A 15,791-nucleotide genomic window follows, 5' to 3' on the forward strand; every position below is an offset into this window, starting at 1 on the left:
GGCCGCCGCCCCCGTCCCCCTGCAACCAGGGGGACGGGGACAACGGCCGGCCGTGGGTCTTCGGCCCGCGGGGCCGGTGCCCGGGGCTAGAGCCGGCCCTGGGCGATGGCCAGCATGCGGCGCAGCGGCTCGGCGGCGCCCCAGAGCAGCTGGTCGCCCACGGTGAACGCCGAGATGTAGGTCGGGCCCATTTCCAGCTTGCGGATGCGGCCCACCGGGATGTCCAGGGTGCCTGAGGCGGCGACCGGGGTCAGCGCGTCGACTGTGGCTTCCTTGGTGTTGGGCACGACCTTGGCCCACTCGTTGTCGTTGGCCAGCAGCTTCTCGATCTCGGCCACCGACAGGTCCTCGGTGAGCTTGAGGGTCAGCGCCTGGGAGTGCGAGCGCATGGCGCCGATGCGCACGCACAAACCGTCGACGACGACCTTGTTGGCCTCGGTGTTGCCCAGGATCTTGTTGGTCTCCACCCCGGCCTTCCACTCTTCCTTGGACTGCCCGTTGCCCAGGTCCGCATCGATCCAGGGGATCAGCGAGCCGGCCAGCGGCACGCCGAACTGGGTGGCGTCCAGGCCGCCGCGCTGCGCGGCCAGGACCTTGCGGTCGATCTCCAGGATCGCGGAGGCCGGGTCGTCGAGCTCGGAGGCGACGTGGGAGTTGATGTCGCCGAACTGGGTCAGCAGTTCGCGCATGTGCCGCGCGCCGCCGCCGGAAGCCGCCTGGTAGGTCATCGAGGTGCCCCACTCGACCAGCCCGTTGGTGAACAGTCCGCCCAGGCCCATGAGCATGCAGGAGACGGTGCAGTTGCCGCCGACGAAGTCCTTGGTGCCGTCGCCCAGCGACTTGTCGATGACGTTGCGGTTGACCGGGTCAAGCACGATCACCGAGTCGTCGTTCATGCGCAGCGTGGAGGCCGCGTCGATCCACAGCCCGTCCCAGCCGCGCGCCCGCAGGTCCCCGTGCACGGCGGAGGTGTAGTCCCCGCCCTGGGCGGTGACGATGATCGGCAGCTTGGCCAAGGTGTCCAGGTCGTAGGCGTCCTGCAGGGCGGGTGCGCCTTCGGCGAAGGCCGGGGCCGCGCCGCCGGCGTTGGAGGTGGAAAAGAACACGGGGTCGAGGTTCGCGAAGTCGCCCTCGTCCTGCATGCGTTGCATCAGGACGGAGCCGACCATGCCGCGGTAACCGACAAAGCCAACGGAAGAAGTCATGGTTCAAGCTTAAGGGGTGCCGGGCCCGCGCGGGGATTCGGTTACGTGCCAAGGCCGAACGGCGCATGGGCCCGATAAACGCCGAACGCCCCGGCCCGGAGCAACGTCCGTGCGGGGGCGTTCGGTGGTGTTCGGCCGGCGGGCCGGTCGAACGGCCGGACTATTTGCCGCCGTCTGCCAGCAGCGCCTTGCGCATGCCCACCAGCTTGAGCGAGCCGAACGCGAAGATCTGGGTGAACACCAGTAGCAGCACCAGTCCCATGATCTTGGAACCGGTGAGGACCATGAACAGGCCCAGCCCGGCGAAGATCAGCGCGAAGAGCGGGAAGAGCATGTAGCCGAGCACGAAGAGGCCCTCGGGGCTGGTCTTCAGCGCCTTGATGGCGTCCTTCATGACTTCTGCTCCCACGCCTCGACGCGGTACTGGGTGCCGTTGGCCGCGGTGAGCCATCCGGCATCCGGTTCCGAGAGCGACTTGCTCCAGCCGTTCTCCAGCGCCGGGGCCTTGGTGTCGCCCTTCGGGGAGGCATTGATCACGGTCTTCACTGCCAGGTGGGCCCGGCCGGCGAATATCGAGTAGATCTCCCCGCCGCCGATGACCCAGATTTCCTGTGCGCCCTCGGCCGCGCGGGCGGCCTTCAGGGCCTCCTCGGCGGTGGCCACGGGCACGGCCCCGGCGCTGCGCAGCGCTTCGTGGCGTGCGGCATCGCGGGTGATCACGATGTTGGTGCGCCCGGGCAGCGGGCGGAACTTCTCCGGGAACGACTCCCAGGTCTTCCGGCCCATGATCACCGGGTGGCCGTTGGTGGTGGCCTTGAAGTGGGCCAGGTCCTCGGGCAGGGACCACGGCATGGAGCCGTTGGCGCCGATGACGCCGTCCGCGGCCTCGGCCCAGATCATGCCGATGCGTTCGGGGGCGGTGGTTTCGGCGCGGTGTCCGGCGCCTTGGTTTGGGTTGCTCATACGGCGATGGGGGCCTTAATCGTCGGGTGGTGTTGGTAATCCTCGATCACGAAGTCCTCGAGCGTGTAGTCGAAGATCGAATCGGGGGTGCGCGTGATGCGCAGGCGCGGGTACGGGTACGGTTCCCGGGTTAGCTGTTCGGCGACCTGCGCGACGTGGTTGTCGTAGATGTGGGTGTCCCCGCCGGTCCAGACGAACTCGCCGCGCTCCAGGCCGAGCTGGTCGGCCACCATGCAGGTCAGCAGCGCGTAGGAGGCGATGTTGAACGGGACGCCCAGGAACATGTCGGCGCTGCGCTGGTAGAGCTGGCAGGAAAGCCTGCCGTCGGCCACGTAGAACTGGAAGAACGCATGGCAGGGCGGCAGCGCCATGTTCTCGATCTCGGCCACGTTCCAGGCCGAGACGATGTGCCGGCGCGAGTCCGGGTTGGCGCGCAGCGATTCCACGACCTGGGATATCTGGTCGATGTGGCGCGCATCCGCGGTGGGCCAGGAGCGCCACTGCACCCCGTAGACCGGTCCGAGCTCGCCGTTCGCGTCGGCCCACTCGTCCCAGATCTTCACGCCGTTCTCGCGCAGGTAGGCGGTGTTCGAGTCCCCGCGCAGGAACCACAGCAGCTCCACGGCCACGGACTTGAAGTGCACCCGCTTGGTGGTGATCAGCGGGAAGGATTCGGAGAGGTCAAAGCGCATTTGTCGGCCAAAAACGCTCGAGGTTCCGGTGCCTGTCCGGTCGCCCTTGGCGGTGCCATGGGCCAGGACGTCACGCAGCAGGTCTTCGTAAGGAGTTGGAATCGTCACCGCATCAGTCTAGCCGCGGGCACGCGGGTCGGGGGGAAACGACTGGCCCCGGACACCGGAAATGCGCTCATGATCACCACGAAGGGACCCGCCGCGGGCAGGGCCGCGGAGGGCCCCGCACCCGTGCGTTGCCCCCCTGGAATCAGGCCCGGTCGGTGGCCCGCAGCCGTCCCTGGACCAGCGAGAGCAGGGTGGCATCCTCGATGCCGGCGGCGCGCGAGGCGGCGATGAGTTCGGTGATCCGCAGCCGGATCTCCACCTCGGCTTCCAGCTTGCTGCCCGACGGGGTGTGGGTCACCACGGTGCCGAGCCGGCGCCGGGACTCGATCAGCCCCAGCGCCTCGAGCTCCTTGTAGGCCCGGGCCACGGTTCCGGTGGCCACGCCGAGGTCCGAGGCCAGGGCCCGGACGGTGGGCAGGCGCGAGCCGTCGGCCAGCTGCCCCACGGCGATCAGCGAGGCGATCTGCGTGCGGATCTGTTCGAACGGGGGAGTGGCGTCGCGCAAATCGACGGTGACCAGGGCGCTCAATGGTTGCTCGGGCTTGGGACCGGGGCGTCGAAGCGCGCGGTGCGGTAGGCGGTGGAGGCCGGCAGCAGGCACAGCACCGCCCCGAGCACCAGGCAGGTGACCTGGAAGCCGGAGGGAGCCGGGTCCTGGAACGAATCCGCCACCTGGCCGAAGTCGGTTGTGACCCAGTATCCGGGGGTGCCCAGGATGCCCGCGATGATGAACGAGACCCCGCCGAAGGTGCGGGCCCCGCGCTGGGCCACCAGCACGCGCAGCTGCCGGTCTTCGGCGCCGCTGGCTCCGCGGAGCACCGGGCGGCGCGCTGCCATGCGGTACAGGCCCCGGGCGAGCGCCGCGGCCAGCAGCAGGATGCCCAGCAGCCACCAGGCGGCGGCGGCAAGCGCCGGCGGTCCGGTGAGCAGGAACGTGGCGACGCTCGCCACGCCCGTGGTCGCGGCCAGGCACAGCACGACCACGAACCAGGTGGGCAGCAGGTCGGTGCGCGGCCGATTCAGGAGAACACCGCTGCCAAGCCGGCGGGACACGATCCAGGCCGCCAGGGCCTGGAGCAGGAAGTATCCGGCGATGGCCAGCAGCATGGTCAGCGCGTTGGATGCCAGTTCGTCCAGGGAAGTGGTGCCGGATTCGGCGGTCCAGGCCGGGATCGACCCGAGCATCGCCACGGCGACGATCGAGGCGCCCTGGGCCAGCAGCAGGAAATCCCGGCCCTGGGAATACGACGCGGACGGGGCGCCGGGCCGGCGGCCGGTGAACTGGGCCGAGGCGGCCAGCTTCGGCGGCCCGAACGCCACAATGAGCACCAGCACCAGCAGCATCCAGAGCGTGGCGATGCCGTTGAGCGCGTTGGCCTGGTCCTGGGCCGTTGAATCGAAGTGGTACCCGGCGTCGCCGAGGGGCATGGCCCAGTCGGCGCGGGCCCGCATGCCCTCGGTGACGTAGCCCAGGGCGGCCATGCCGAAGCCGGTGACGGCGAAGATCGTGGTGCGCAGCAGCCGGTTGATCCAGATGGAGCGCAGCACCGCGTTGTCCCCGGCGTCCAGGGAGTCCAGCGGCGGGCGGCGGACGATCGCGGTGGCCGCGCCCAGGGATGAGAGCAGCACCAGCCCGAGCCCGCCGAGCAGGTACGGGCCCACGAGGGTGCCGGGCCGGGTTCCGTTGATGGGCCAGGTGGCCGGCTCGTTGGCGGCGGCGTCGGCCTCGGCTTCGGTGAGGTACTCCTCGGGGTGATCGAGGTCCAGCAGGTTGCCGTCCGTGTCGATGGGGTTGCCGTACGCGTCGGTGTCCCCGGCGTAGATTGGCAGTTCGATGCCGGTGGAGTCCTGGTTGCCCACCCGATCCGGGGCCCCGGGATCGTTCCAGGCCACGATGATGAGCACGGTGCTGATGATGGTGCACAGCAGCAGGAACCCGGCGAGGAACCGCGGGACCAGGGTCTTGAGCCGGCGCACCTCCAGCGAGGCGGCGCGCACGGGCTTCAGGTGCCGCGGCCAGGTGAACTGGCCCAGCACGTAGACGATGCCCAGCCAGAGCCCCGGGGCGGCGGCATGCATGATGAGCGTCGGGACGCTGGTGCCCGCGAAGCCGGTCTCGCGGAGCAGGTTTTCGCCGGGGTTGGCCCACAAGTTGGACAGCCCGGAGGTTCCGGAGGCGAGAAAGGCGATCAGCGCGGTCCAGAAGGCGTGGCGTGAGATTGCGGCCGTGGCGTTGGACGCGTTGGGCTCGGCGACCAGGAAGCGCAGCAGCACATAGAGCAGTGCCGCCGAGATGGCCAGGCCGGAACCGATGGCGGTGAGCGCGCCCATCATAAGGAACCCCTTTGGTTGGATCTTTGTCTCAATGTATCAACCCATTGAGACAAAGTCCGTCCGTTCGAGGGATTTCGGCCCGGCGCGGCCAAATCGTTACGGAAAGGGGGCTCAGACCAGCAGGTCGTTGTACTCCGGGTAGCGGCGCAGGTAGTCCTGCACGTAGGAGCACTCCGGGACGATCTTCAGCTTGCGGGCGCGCATGTCCTCCAGGACCAGGGTGACCAGCGCACGGGCATAGCCGCGGCGTCCGTATTCCTCGTTGATGATGGTGTGCTGCAGCGTGGCGACATCTCCCTCGACGCTGTAGCCCAGGAATCCCACGTAGGTGGCGCCGTGCCACAGGCTGTAGCGGCCGCGGTCCTCGTCGTGGTCCAGCCGCAACCCCTGGTGCGCGATCTTTTCCCCGGCGTTGCCGTGGACTGGGGGGGGATCGTGTCGGGCCATGATGCACTCCTTGAACCGTTGAGCCGTGAAAAACGCAACCGGGGCGCCGCCTGTCCGGGCGCCTACCTAGAGACTACCGCGAAGGGTCCGCGCTAGTCCTCAAACGCGTCGTAAACTTCCACCGAGACGAGTTTGCGCTTGCCAGAGACCGGTTGGTGGACCACGACGAGCGCCCCGGGGCGCAGGAACGGGTCCCGTTCGGGCAGGAAGGCGGACAGTGCCGAATCCATCCTGGCGCGCAGCTCGGACAGCACCAGCGGCAGCACCGGGCGGTGCGTGCACACCGCCTGGGCGCGGCGCTTGTCCAGCAGCTTGGCGACGGCGCGCTGGGCCTTGTCCGGGCGGCGCTGGGCCTCGTGCTCGGTGATCGCCGGCAGCATCTTCACGATGAAGCGGTGCTGTTGCACGTAGGGCGCGACGGTCTGCACGCACCGGGTCCACGGGCTGGAGGCGACCTTGGCCGGGCGCCAGGAACCCAGCAGCCGGGCCACGGCCAGCGCCTGCCGCTGCCCGGTGGCAGCCAGCGGGCGCTTGCCCTCCTCGCGGGTCCAGTTGGAGCGCGGCTTGGCCTTGGCGTGGCGCACCACCACAAAGGGGTGGGTATCCAGCTTCCCGGCCAGGTGCGCGGCGACCAGCGCCTCCAGCGGTTCCAGGTCCCCGGGGTTGGTCAGCCAGGAGCGGGCCATCTTCGGGGTGGCCCAGCGCACCGCGTCGGTTTCCCTCCCGTCCGGGACCGGCGGGGTGCCCGGGAACTTCGCGGCCCAGTAGTAGACGACCTTGGTGCCGGAGCCCACCGCATAGGTCATCGCCGGCAGCGGAATGCCCAACTGGATGTCCAGCCCGACCTCCTCGAAGACCTCGCGGGTGGCGCACTCGGGCAGGGTCTCCCCGGGATCGAGCTTGCCCTTGGGCCAGGACCAGTCGTCGTACCGGTCCCGGTGGATCATCAGGACCTCGAGCCCGCCGCCGTTGACCCGCCAGACGAGGGCCCCTGCCGCCCGCACCGCGAAGTCGCCGGTGCGGATGGATTCCGAATCGCTTGAACGCACGAAATGCACGCCCCTAGCGCCTGACCACGGTCCGCTGGCGGGTGCGCGACTCAATCAGCCACGACTGGATGTCTTCCAGCGGAGCGCCGTCCTCGTCCTTGTGGTGCCGGGTCCACTGGCCCTCGGCGTCCAGGTGCCAGCTGGCGGTGCCCGGATCCATGTAGCGGTCCAGCAACGCGACCAGCTCGGCGGTGTCCTCGCGGCTGCTCAGCGAGACCAGGGCCTCGACGCGGCGGTCCAGGTTGCGGTGCATCATGTCGGCCGAGCCGATGTAGACGATCGGCTCGCCGGCGTTGTGGAACATGAACACGCGGCTGTGCTCCAGGAAGCGGCCCAGGATCGAGCGCACCCTGATGTTCTCGCTCAGCCCCGGAACCCCGGGGCGCAGCGCGCAGATCCCGCGCACGATGACATCGACCGCGACCCCGGCCTGCGAGGCGCGGTAGAGCGCGTCGATGACGGCCTCGTCGACCATCGAGTTGACCTTGATGACCACCCGGGCAGCCAGGCCCGCCTTGCGGTTGGCGATCTCCGCCTCGATCCTGTCGATCAGCCCCGAACGCAGCGAGCGCGGGGCCACCAGCAGGCGCTTGAAGGTGGAGCGCGGGGCGTACCCGGAGAGCTGGTTGAACAGCCTCGAGAGGTCCTCGCCTACCGCGTCGTCACTGGTCAGCAAGCCCAGGTCCTCGTAGTAGCGGGCCGTGCGCGGGTGGTAGTTGCCGGTGCCGATGTGGCAGTAGCGGCGCAAGCGCTCGCCCTCGCGGCGGATCACCAGGGAGAGCTTGGAGTGGGTCTTCAGGCCCACGATGCCGTAGACCACGTGCACCCCGGCCTGCTCCAGCTTCCGGGCCCAGGAGATGTTTGCCTGCTCGTCGAAGCGGGCCTTGATCTCCACCAGGGCCAGCACCTGCTTGCCGGATTCGGCGGCGTCGATCAACGCGTCCACGATCGGCGAATCGCCACTGGTGCGGTACAGCGTCTGCTTGATGGCCATGACCTTGGGGTCGTTGGCAGCCTGCTCCAGGAACGCCTGCACACTGGTGGAAAAGGAATCGTAGGGGTGGTGCAGCAGGATGTCGCGGCGGCGCATCGCGGCAAACACGTTCGCGGCCTTGGAGGTCTCGGACTCGTTGAGGAAGCGCGAGGTGTGCGCCAGGTGCCTGGGGAAGTGCAGGTCCGAGCGGTCGATGTTGGCGATCACTCCCAGCCCGCGCAAATCCAGCGGCGCCGGCAGGGCGAAGACCTCGTCGTCCTCGACGCCGAGCTCGCGCACCAGCAGCGCACGGATGTTCGGGTTGATGTCGTCGACGACCTCCAGGCGCACCGGCGGGCCGAAGCGGCGGCGCAGCAGCTCCTTCTCCAGGGCCTGGAGCAGGTTCTCCGCGTCGTCCTCCTCGACCTCGAGGTCCTCGTTGCGGGTGACGCGGAAGAAGTGGTGCTCGACGATGTCCATCCCCGGGAACAGGTGTTCCAGGTGCTCGGCGATCACGTTTTCCAGCGAGATGAAGCGCGCCACCCGGCCCGCCGAGTTCCCGGCGCGCGGCCCGTCCACGGAGATCAGCCGCGCCATGGTGTCCGGGACCTTCAGCCGGGCGAAGAGCTCCTTGCCGGTCACCGGGTTGCGGACCACCACGGCCAGGTTCAGCGAGAGCCCGGAGATGTAGGGGAAGGGGTGGGCGGGGTCCACGGCCAGCGGGGTGAGGATCGGGAAGACCTGGTCAACGAACCAGCGGCGCAGCTCCTCGCGGGCCCGCTCGTCCAGGTCCGCCCAGCCCACCAGCAGGATCTGCTCCATTTCCAGGGCCGGGCGGACCTGCTGCGCGAAGACCTTCGCGTGGCGCAGCTGCAGCGCGTGCGCGTCGGCCAGCAGCATTTCGAGCTGGTCGATGGGGCTCATCCCGGCCGCCGAGGGCACCGCCAGGCCGGTGGCGATGCGGCGCTTGAGGCCCGCTACCCGGACCATGAAGAACTCGTCCAGGTTCGAGGAGAAGATCGACAGGAAATTGACCCGCTCCAGCAGGTGCATTTCTGCATCCTCGGCCAGCTCCAGCACCCGGGCGTTGAAGTGCAGCCAGCTCAGCTCGCGGTCAAGGAACCTGTCGTCGGCGAAGTCGCCGTCGGGGATCGGCGAGGGCTCGAAGTCGGGCAGCTCGATCCGGTCCTGGGTGGCGCGGGCCGCCGGGACGTCGGTGATGCCCAGGGAGGAGGTGGGTGGGTGCGAATCCATGAGCGTTGCCCCTAGCATGAAATATTGGTGGTGGTGCGTGCTTTCACGGCGGGCCGTGGAAAGGGCACGCGGCCTTGCGTCGCTTACTACCTTACCGAAGCCGGGGCGTACATGACGTCAACATCCCACTTGGTGAAGCCCAGTTTCCGGTAGAGCGAGACCGCCGGGGCGTTGTCCGCATCCACGTAGAGCATCAGCGCATCCAGGCCCAGGGAATCGAGGTACTCGATGCCCGCCAGCGTGAGCACCTTGCCCAGCCCGGTGCCCTGCGCCTCGGGGACGACCCCGACCACGTAGATCTCCCCGATGGCCTGGTGCTCGCCGGTGGTGGGGGAGGAGAGCGCCGGGTGCACCTTGGTCCAGTGGAAGCCCAGGATCTTCCCGGCTTCGTCCACTGCCAGCAGGAAGCCGGCCGGGTCGAACCAGTCCTCGGCCATGCGCGAGGCCAAGTCCTCGAGCGTCAGCGCCCCCTGCTCGGGGTGGTGGGCGAAGGCCGCGGCGTTGGCCGCGACCCAGCCGGCGGTGTCGGTGGCCGGGTCGAAGGCGCGGATGGTGATGCCGTCAGGGACGATGGCGGCGGGCACCTGCGTTCCGGCGACCATGCGCATGCGCCACAGCTCGCGCACCGGGGTGTAGCCGAAGCGTTCGGCGAGCTTGGCGGCGGCCTCGTGGTTCCCGTGCGCCCAGGCTCGCAGCGTGCCCAGCTCGGTGTTCTTCCCCAGGGCGGTGACCAACGCCCCGGCGATGCCCGAGTCGCGGAAGGAAGGGTGCACCACCATTTCCAGGGTGCCCGGGGCCGCGTCGGTGCCGCGCACCGCCACCGCGGCGCCGACCAGGTCGGTGGAGACGGTGTCGTCGTCCTGGCCCAGGTAGGCGTAGGCCCCCACCAGCAGCCCGGAGGCCGAGGGCGTGCGCAGGTCGAGCAGGGTCTGTTCGCTCAGCGGCGGGTTGCCGTCGGCTTCCTCGCCGGCAGCCACCAGCGCATGCAGCTCGGCGAGCACCTCCGGGTCCGGGGTGCCGGTGACGACTTCGATGCTGACTTCGGGATTCGGTGCGGCGTTCATATCCCTAAGATAGCCGCAGCGGCACCTAGGCGTCGACGACCTCGGTGTTTTCGTGGCGCGCCGGGGCAAAGCGGTAGCCGACGTTGCGCACCGTGCCGATGAGCTGTTCGTGGTCGGTGCCCAGCTTGGCGCGCAGCCGGCGCACGTGCACATCCACGGTGCGGGTGCCCCCGTAGTAGTCGTAGCCCCAGACCTCGTGCAGCAACTGCTCGCGGGTGAAGACCCGTCCAGGATGCGCCGCCAGGTACTTGAGCAGCTCGAATTCCTTGTAGGTGAGGTTCAGCGGGGTGCCGTGGACCTTGGCGGTGTAGCTGGCCTCGTCGATGATGACCCCGGCGGCGCGGATGGGTGCGCCGGCGGCTCCCGCGGCGGGTGCCGAGCGGGCGATGGCCAGGCGCAGCCGCGCCTCCACCTCGGCGGGCCCGGCGGTGTCCAGCAGCACGTCGTCGACCTGCCAGGATGCGGAGATCGCCGCCATCCCGCCCTCGGTGAGCACCAGCAGCAGCGGGGCCGAGATGCCGGTGGTGCGCAAGAGCTGGCACAGCGTGCGGGAGCCGGCCAGGTCCTTGCGACCGTCCACCAGCACGACCTCGGCGCCGTCGGAGGCCAGCAGCGCGGAGCCGGAGGCCGGCAGGACGCGGACCTGGTGGGAGAGCAGCTCCAGCGACGGGACGATCTGGGCCGAGGTGCCGGGGGTGTTGGTCAGCAGCGCGATGATCGCCATCGGGACCTCCCCCTGTGCTTGGGTTGCCGCTTGTCCCCGTGCGGCGCCGCCTGCGCGGCGCACCCTGGGGGGACAAACGGTGCTTACAACATGAAGTATAGATTGCGACGGGTTTCGAACATGTTTCGCTCCACGCAACACGCCCAGCGCCCCGGCGCCCGAATGGGGGCCCCGGGGGTGGTTAAGGCAGGATGTAACCTGTGAGACTCAAAGTTTTGGCCACCGGAACCATTGCCCTGGCACTGCTCGTGACGGCCAGCTACCTGCCCGGCCAGCTGGAAGGCGCGACCAACTGGCCGCTGGCCGCCGTGACCCTGGTGCTGATTGCCGCCTTCGCGCTCGGCTGGCCGAAGCTGATGAAGCTCTCGGCGCCGCTGCCGGTGTCCGCGGTGATTTTCCTGGTGGGTGCCGGGTCGACGGTGCTGGGCCTGTGGGCCCCTCCGCGTCCCTCGCTGGGATGGGTGGCACCGGCCCTGGCGGCCGGCGTCATCCTGGTGTTCCTCACCCAGCTGGTGCGCGGCACCGATGCCACCAAGCGCCTGGAATCGGCAGCCGTGGGCATGCTTGGCCTGCTTGTCGCCGCCTTCGGCTCCGGCTGGGCGGTGCTGGGCACCGAACCGGCCTGGCGCTCGGTGGCGCTGATGGCCGGGATCAGCATCCTGGCCGCCGCGGTGCCCGGGGTGCTGCGTTTGCCGGACCGCATCGTCTTCCCGCTGGGATTCGTGCTGGCCGTGCTGGCCGGCGGGGCCGCGAGCCTGCTCCACCCGGCGGTCCAGCTGGCCCCGGCGCTGGTGCTGGGCGCCGCGTGCGGGCTGGTGGTCGTCGGCTCGCGGGCCATGCTGGTGTCCTTGGGCGGACCCAAGGGAACCGTGCAGATGGCGGCCGCGGCGCTGGCCCCGCTGCTGGTGTGCGGATCGGTCACCTGGTACGTGTTGCTGCTGCTGCTTTAGCGGCTGCGGCGTGTCGCACCCAATGCGTGGCTGGCGTCATGAAAGAGGCAACCGGCGCCCCGAAGCGGTTAGGATGGTGCCATGAACGAATACCTTGGACTTGAAATCTTCTTCCTCTCCCTGCTGACCCTCGCGGGCCTGGGCATGGCCGGCTTCGCCGGGCTCGTGGTCGCGCGCCTCTTCAAGGGCCAGAAGTAACCTACCCCCGGCAGCAAAGAAGTACACACGATGGCCATTGAGATTCCCACCGACCTGACCCCCGAGCTGGTGCCGCTGTCGTGGTTGATCGGATCCTGGGAAGGGACCGGCCGCCTCGGCGAAGGCGAAGTCGACGACGAGCACTTCTGCCAGCGCGTGAGCTTCACCCAGAACGGCTTGCCGTTCCTGGAATACCGGTCCGAAACCTGGCTCACCGACGAGCAGGGCAACACGTTGCGCCCGCTCACGGTGGAGACCGGGTTCTGGTCCCTGGAACGCCCCATGGTCGAAGCGGACCTCGGCCCGGGCATGGTGCCCGGCGACGTGGTTCCCGCACTTCGCTCGGCGCAGGACGTCGAGGAGCTGCGCACCGATGAGGGCGGGTTCAAGATCCAGGCCAACATCGCGCACCCCGGGGCGATCTCCGAACTCTACTACGGCGTCATCAAGGGCCCGCAGATCCACCTGGCCACGGACCTGGTGATGCGCGGCACCAACGCCAAGGACTACGCCTCGGCCACCCGCATCTACGGGCTGGTTAACGGCGATTTGTTCTGGCGCTGGGACGTATCCACCGGCGGCAACGACCTGAAGGCCCACGCGTCGGCCGCCCTCAAGAAACAGGGATGACCATGGCGAATTCGCCGTTACTGTCACGACCCGGCGCAGTCGCCGGCGCAGGGATCGACGCGGGCACCGCCGCACACTACGGGGAACTGAACAAGGAGCAACGCGCGCTGTCCAACGGCTCCGCGGTGGCCGACATGTCCCACTTCGAGGTGGTGACCCTCGCCGGCGAGGACCGATTGACCTGGCTCAACACGCTTTCCAGCCAGTCGCTGACCGGGCTGCGTCCGGGACAAAGCACCCAGACGCTGCTGCTCACCGTGCAGGGCCGCATCGAATTCGACATCCGCGTGCTGGCCGATACGGACAAGCTCTGGCTCCTGGTGGAACCGGGCCAGGCCGAGCCGCTGGCCGCGTTCCTGAACCGGATGCGCTTCATGCTGCGCGTGGAGATCACCGACGTCTCGGAACGGTTCGCGATCCTCGGGGCGTGCGCGGCGCAGCCTTCACTGGAAAAGTACCCGGTGTGGGTGGATCCGTGGCCCGGGGTCACCGAGGGCGGCTACGCCTACTCCGCGCCCGAGCACCCCGGTGCCGAGCGCCCGTGGTTCGAGTACATCGTGCCGGCCGACGAGCTGGAAACCGCCGTCGGTCAGACGCCGCTGGCCGGGATGCTCGCGGTGGAGGCGCTGCGCATCGCCGCCTGGCGCCCGCGCTTCGGCTTCGACACCGACGAGAAGACCATCCCGCAGGAACTGGACCTGCTGCGCACCGCGGTGCACCTGGACAAGGGCTGCTACAAGGGCCAGGAAACCGTGGCCCGCGTGCACAACATCGGCCGGCCCCCGCGCCGCCTGGTGTTCCTGCAGCTGGACGGCTCGATGCACACGCTGCCCGCCCTGGGCTCCGAGGTCCGCATCGGGGAGAAGACCGTGGGCACGCTGACCTCGGTGGCCTCGCACTTCGAGGCCGGCCCCATCGGCCTGGCCCTCGTCAAGCGCAACATCGACCCGGGCACCGACGTCGAGGTCGTCGACGGGGACGAGCACTACGCCGCGAAGCAGGAAACCATCGTGAGCCCGGACGCCGGCCAGACCGCCGGGCGCTTCACCGGGTTCCTGCGCACCCCGCACTAAACGGAAAACAGCAGCAAGGGACGGGAACGCTCCGCTTGCGCCACAACACGCACAACGCCCGGCCGGGAAATCCTGGTCGGGCGTTGTGCGTGGACGGGCCGGCTTGGCCCCGCGGCGCTAGAGCCCGGTGTGCAGCTTCAGGGTCATCAGCGAGCCGACCATCTCGAATCCCAGCGAGGTGGCCAGCGCGTTGGCGGCGTCCTGCCCCTCCTTGATCCTCGCCTGCGGGACCAGGCCCTCGGACAACGCGTCGTCCACGGCCAGCGCCGCGGCGTACCGGCCCAGCCCGTGGCCGCGCAGCCCCGGCGCCGTGAGCACCGTGGTGTCGGCCAGCAACCCGCCCGGCGCCCAGTAGCCGGCCCCGGCCACCGGGTCCTCCCGGGTGTCGGAAAACAGCACGAAGCATTGGTCCCAGCCGGCCAGCTCGGTGGAGGAGGCATCGTCGCGAGGGCTCTGCTCGCGCAGCTCCGCCAGGTCCTCCGCGTCGACGGAGACCGTGATGTGCTCCGAGTCCACGATCTCGAACGGGGCGTCCAGGTAGGTCAGCGCATCCACGCCCAGCGAGCGGACCGAGGGGGCCAGCCCGGAGCCATGCAGCAGGCCCAGCAGCGCCCGGTCATCGACGAAGCGCTGGTCCCCGGCATCGCGCAGCAGCGGCAGGATGTCCGCCGGGGCGCGGACCACCTGGTGGTCGCCCAGGTGCAGCACCTCCACGCGGTCGCTGCCCAGCGCGGGGACGAACAGGCTCACCGGCGGGCGGTCGGGTTGCAGCGCGGAGTCGGGCACGGAAAATTCGCGTGCCCAGGACAGGGCAACGATGGCGCGGGTGCCGAATTCAAGATTCACGTTTTCGAGCCTAGTGCAGGTGAAGGGTCGCGGATGCCGCCGGATGCGTGCAAAACGCCTCGGCGTTGCGCAGCACCGGCCCGCCGGGCGCATCAGCCGAAGAGGATCCGCGCCTCGTCGTAGCGGTCCTGCGGAACGCGCTTGAGGTTGTTCAGTGCCGCCTGGAACGGCACCCGGTTGATCTTGGTGCCGCGCAGCGAGACCATCGAGCCCCAGGCCGCCTCGGCCACCGAGTCCACCGCGGCCATCCCCAGCCGGGTGGCCAGCACGCGGTCGAAGGCGCTGGGCACCCCGCCGCGCTGGATGTGCCCGAGCACCGTGGCGCGGGTCTCGATGCCGGTGGCGTCCTCGATGAACGGGGCCAGCTGCTCGCCGATGCCGCCCAGCCGCGGGCGGCCGAAGGCGTCCAGGCCGCGCTCGGAGAAGGCGCCTTCGGCGCCCTCGGGCACGAAGCCCTCGGCCACGACGACCAGCGGGGCGCGCCCGCGGTCGTGCGCCTCGGAAACCCAGGCGTAGATCTGTTCCATGGTGGTGGACTGCTCGGGGATCAGGATCGCGTGCGCCCCGGTGGCCATGCCGGCGTGCATCGCCAGCCAGCCCACGTGCCGGCCCATGACCTCGGCGATCATGCAGCGGTGGTGGGACTCGCCGGTGGTGCGCAGCCGGTCGATGGCCTCCACGGCGATCTGGTTGGCGGTGTCGAAGCCGAAGGTGTAGTCGGTGGCGTCCAGGTCGTTGTCGATGGTCTTGGGCACCCCGACGATCTTCAGCCCGGCATCGGTCAGCCGCTTGGCCCCGGCCAGGGTGCCCTCGCCGCCGATGGCGATCAGCGCGTCCACGCCCAGGCGCTCCAGGGTGGCGGCGATGTTCGCGGCCCCGCCGTTTTCGCCCTCGAAGGCGTTGGTGCGCGAGGTGCCCAGGATGGTGCCGCCCTGCTTGGAGATGCCGCGGACCGCGTGGCGGGGAAGTTCGATGAAGTCCCCGTCCTTGACCCCGCGCCAGCCGTCGCGGAAGCCGACGAATTCATGGTCGTAGCTCTTGATGCCGTTCAGGACGGCTCCGCGGATGACGGCGTTCAATCCGGGGCAGTCCCCGCCGCTGGTCATGATCCCGATGCGCATGCTCACTCAATTCATTTCCGTGCTCGATCACCCACGATGGACCTGCCTTCGGCCCGGGCGTTGTGTTGGAGCGCGACGTTGAGCTCGCCGAGAACAAGTGTAGCCAAGGCGGGGTTGTGATCGCCAACACCGCGTCGGCTGGATGGTCCCTGCATGACGC

At 69.4% G+C, this 15,791-nt stretch carries 16 protein-coding genes; 3 read left to right on the top strand and 13 right to left on the bottom strand.

Going from position 1 to position 15,791, the window contains the following annotated elements:
- Positions 1-86 precede the first annotated feature (86 nt).
- The 11 genes from asd to BLJ79_RS01610 all read right to left on the bottom strand — a co-directional run bounded on the left by asd (position 87) and on the right by BLJ79_RS01610 (position 10,813).
- Positions 87-1,205, bottom strand: a complete 1,119-nt coding sequence (gene asd / locus BLJ79_RS01560) for an aspartate-semialdehyde dehydrogenase (protein ID WP_071212897.1) — start codon at positions 1,203-1,205, stop codon at positions 87-89.
- 160 nt (positions 1,206-1,365) lie between these two features.
- The gene (locus BLJ79_RS01565) at positions 1,366-1,599 is read right to left on the bottom strand and encodes an NF038396 family protein (protein ID WP_071212898.1); all 234 of its coding nucleotides are present in this window, start codon (positions 1,597-1,599) and stop codon (positions 1,366-1,368) included.
- Entirely contained in the window at positions 1,596-2,105 is a 510-nt protein-coding gene (locus BLJ79_RS01570; RefSeq protein WP_502686092.1) for a dihydrofolate reductase, read from the bottom strand. Before BLJ79_RS01570 ends, BLJ79_RS01565 begins: the two co-directional genes overlap by 4 nt.
- A 59-nt stretch (positions 2,106-2,164) precedes the next feature.
- On the bottom strand, positions 2,165-2,968 hold the full coding sequence (locus BLJ79_RS01575; RefSeq protein WP_071212900.1) for a thymidylate synthase: 804 nt from the start codon (positions 2,966-2,968) through the stop codon (positions 2,165-2,167).
- A 142-nt stretch (positions 2,969-3,110) separates the two neighbouring features.
- Positions 3,111-3,497: a GntR family transcriptional regulator gene (locus tag BLJ79_RS01580; RefSeq protein ID WP_071212901.1), complete on the bottom strand. Its 387-nt coding sequence runs from the start codon at positions 3,495-3,497 to the stop codon at positions 3,111-3,113.
- Positions 3,494-5,299 carry a hypothetical protein gene (locus BLJ79_RS01585; RefSeq protein ID WP_175475358.1) on the bottom strand — a complete coding sequence of 602 codons (1,806 nt, stop codon included), beginning with the start codon at positions 5,297-5,299 and terminating at the stop codon, positions 3,494-3,496. Before BLJ79_RS01585 ends, BLJ79_RS01580 begins: the two co-directional genes overlap by 4 nt.
- Before the next feature lie 114 nt (positions 5,300-5,413).
- Positions 5,414-5,749, bottom strand: coding sequence for a GNAT family N-acetyltransferase (locus BLJ79_RS01590; RefSeq protein WP_071212903.1), 336 nt, complete (start codon positions 5,747-5,749; stop codon positions 5,414-5,416).
- 92 nt (positions 5,750-5,841) lie between these two features.
- Entirely contained in the window at positions 5,842-6,807 is a 966-nt protein-coding gene (locus BLJ79_RS01595; RefSeq protein ID WP_083410925.1) for an NUDIX hydrolase, read from the bottom strand.
- 4 nt (positions 6,808-6,811) lie between these two features.
- Positions 6,812-9,025, bottom strand: coding sequence for an RNA degradosome polyphosphate kinase (locus tag BLJ79_RS01600; RefSeq protein WP_139194667.1), 2,214 nt, complete (start codon positions 9,023-9,025; stop codon positions 6,812-6,814).
- An 86-nt stretch (positions 9,026-9,111) separates the two neighbouring features.
- Positions 9,112-10,089 (bottom strand): mycothiol synthase, encoded by a 978-nt coding sequence (mshD, locus tag BLJ79_RS01605; protein WP_071212905.1) that lies wholly within the window; start codon positions 10,087-10,089, stop codon positions 9,112-9,114.
- A 25-nt stretch (positions 10,090-10,114) separates the two neighbouring features.
- Positions 10,115-10,813 (bottom strand): winged helix-turn-helix transcriptional regulator, encoded by a 699-nt coding sequence (locus BLJ79_RS01610; RefSeq protein WP_071212906.1) that lies wholly within the window; start codon positions 10,811-10,813, stop codon positions 10,115-10,117.
- Between the two features lie 200 nt (positions 10,814-11,013).
- On the opposite strand from BLJ79_RS01610, the gene BLJ79_RS01615 reads away from it, so the two are divergent.
- The 3 genes from BLJ79_RS01615 to ygfZ all read left to right on the top strand — a co-directional run bounded on the left by BLJ79_RS01615 (position 11,014) and on the right by ygfZ (position 13,664).
- On the top strand, positions 11,014-11,763 hold the full coding sequence (locus BLJ79_RS01615; RefSeq protein WP_139194668.1) for a hypothetical protein: 750 nt from the start codon (positions 11,014-11,016) through the stop codon (positions 11,761-11,763).
- 228 nt (positions 11,764-11,991) lie between these two features.
- On the top strand, positions 11,992-12,591 hold the full coding sequence (locus tag BLJ79_RS01620) for a heme-binding beta-barrel domain-containing protein (protein ID WP_071212908.1): 600 nt from the start codon (positions 11,992-11,994) through the stop codon (positions 12,589-12,591).
- A 2-nt stretch (positions 12,592-12,593) separates the two neighbouring features.
- Positions 12,594-13,664 carry a CAF17-like 4Fe-4S cluster assembly/insertion protein YgfZ gene (gene ygfZ / locus BLJ79_RS01625; protein ID WP_502686088.1) on the top strand — a complete coding sequence of 357 codons (1,071 nt, stop codon included), beginning with the start codon at positions 12,594-12,596 and terminating at the stop codon, positions 13,662-13,664.
- Between the two features lie 117 nt (positions 13,665-13,781).
- Here ygfZ and BLJ79_RS01630 read toward each other — a convergent pair whose 3' ends face one another.
- Both BLJ79_RS01630 and BLJ79_RS01635 read right to left on the bottom strand, forming a co-directional pair.
- Positions 13,782-14,510, bottom strand: a complete 729-nt coding sequence (locus BLJ79_RS01630; protein WP_071212910.1) for a GNAT family N-acetyltransferase — start codon at positions 14,508-14,510, stop codon at positions 13,782-13,784.
- Between the two features lie 92 nt (positions 14,511-14,602).
- A complete protein-coding gene (locus BLJ79_RS01635; RefSeq protein WP_071212911.1) occupies positions 14,603-15,631 on the bottom strand; it encodes a 6-phosphofructokinase in 1,029 nt (342 codons plus the stop codon).
- Positions 15,632-15,791: the final 160 nt, after the last annotated feature.

The organism is Arthrobacter sp. UCD-GKA (assembly GCF_001863355.1).
Lineage (GTDB): Bacteria > Actinomycetota > Actinomycetes > Actinomycetales > Micrococcaceae > Paeniglutamicibacter.

What these genes read in the sequence shown, in the direction of transcription:
- asd (WP_071212897.1), bottom strand. Translation starts at nt 1,205, where the DNA reads ATGACTTCTTCCGTTGGCTTTGTCGGTTACCGCGGCATGGTCGGCTCC.
- BLJ79_RS01565 (WP_071212898.1), bottom strand. Translation starts at nt 1,599, where the DNA reads ATGAAGGACGCCATCAAGGCGCTGAAGACCAGCCCCGAGGGCCTCTTC.
- BLJ79_RS01570 (WP_502686092.1), bottom strand. Translation starts at nt 2,105, where the DNA reads ATGATCTGGGCCGAGGCCGCGGACGGCGTCATCGGCGCCAACGGCTCC.
- BLJ79_RS01585 (WP_175475358.1), bottom strand. Translation starts at nt 5,299, where the DNA reads ATGGGCGCGCTCACCGCCATCGGTTCCGGCCTGGCCATCTCGGCGGCA.
- BLJ79_RS01590 (WP_071212903.1), bottom strand. Translation starts at nt 5,749, where the DNA reads ATGGCCCGACACGATCCCCCCCCAGTCCACGGCAACGCCGGGGAAAAG.
- BLJ79_RS01600 (WP_139194667.1), bottom strand. Translation starts at nt 9,025, where the DNA reads ATGGATTCGCACCCACCCACCTCCTCCCTGGGCATCACCGACGTCCCG.
- mshD (WP_071212905.1), bottom strand. Translation starts at nt 10,089, where the DNA reads ATGAACGCCGCACCGAATCCCGAAGTCAGCATCGAAGTCGTCACCGGC.
- BLJ79_RS01610 (WP_071212906.1), bottom strand. Translation starts at nt 10,813, where the DNA reads ATGGCGATCATCGCGCTGCTGACCAACACCCCCGGCACCTCGGCCCAG.
- BLJ79_RS01620 (WP_071212908.1), top strand. Translation starts at nt 11,992, where the DNA reads ATGGCCATTGAGATTCCCACCGACCTGACCCCCGAGCTGGTGCCGCTG.
- ygfZ (WP_502686088.1), top strand. Translation starts at nt 12,594, where the DNA reads ATGGCGAATTCGCCGTTACTGTCACGACCCGGCGCAGTCGCCGGCGCA.
- BLJ79_RS01635 (WP_071212911.1), bottom strand. Translation starts at nt 15,631, where the DNA reads ATGCGCATCGGGATCATGACCAGCGGCGGGGACTGCCCCGGATTGAAC.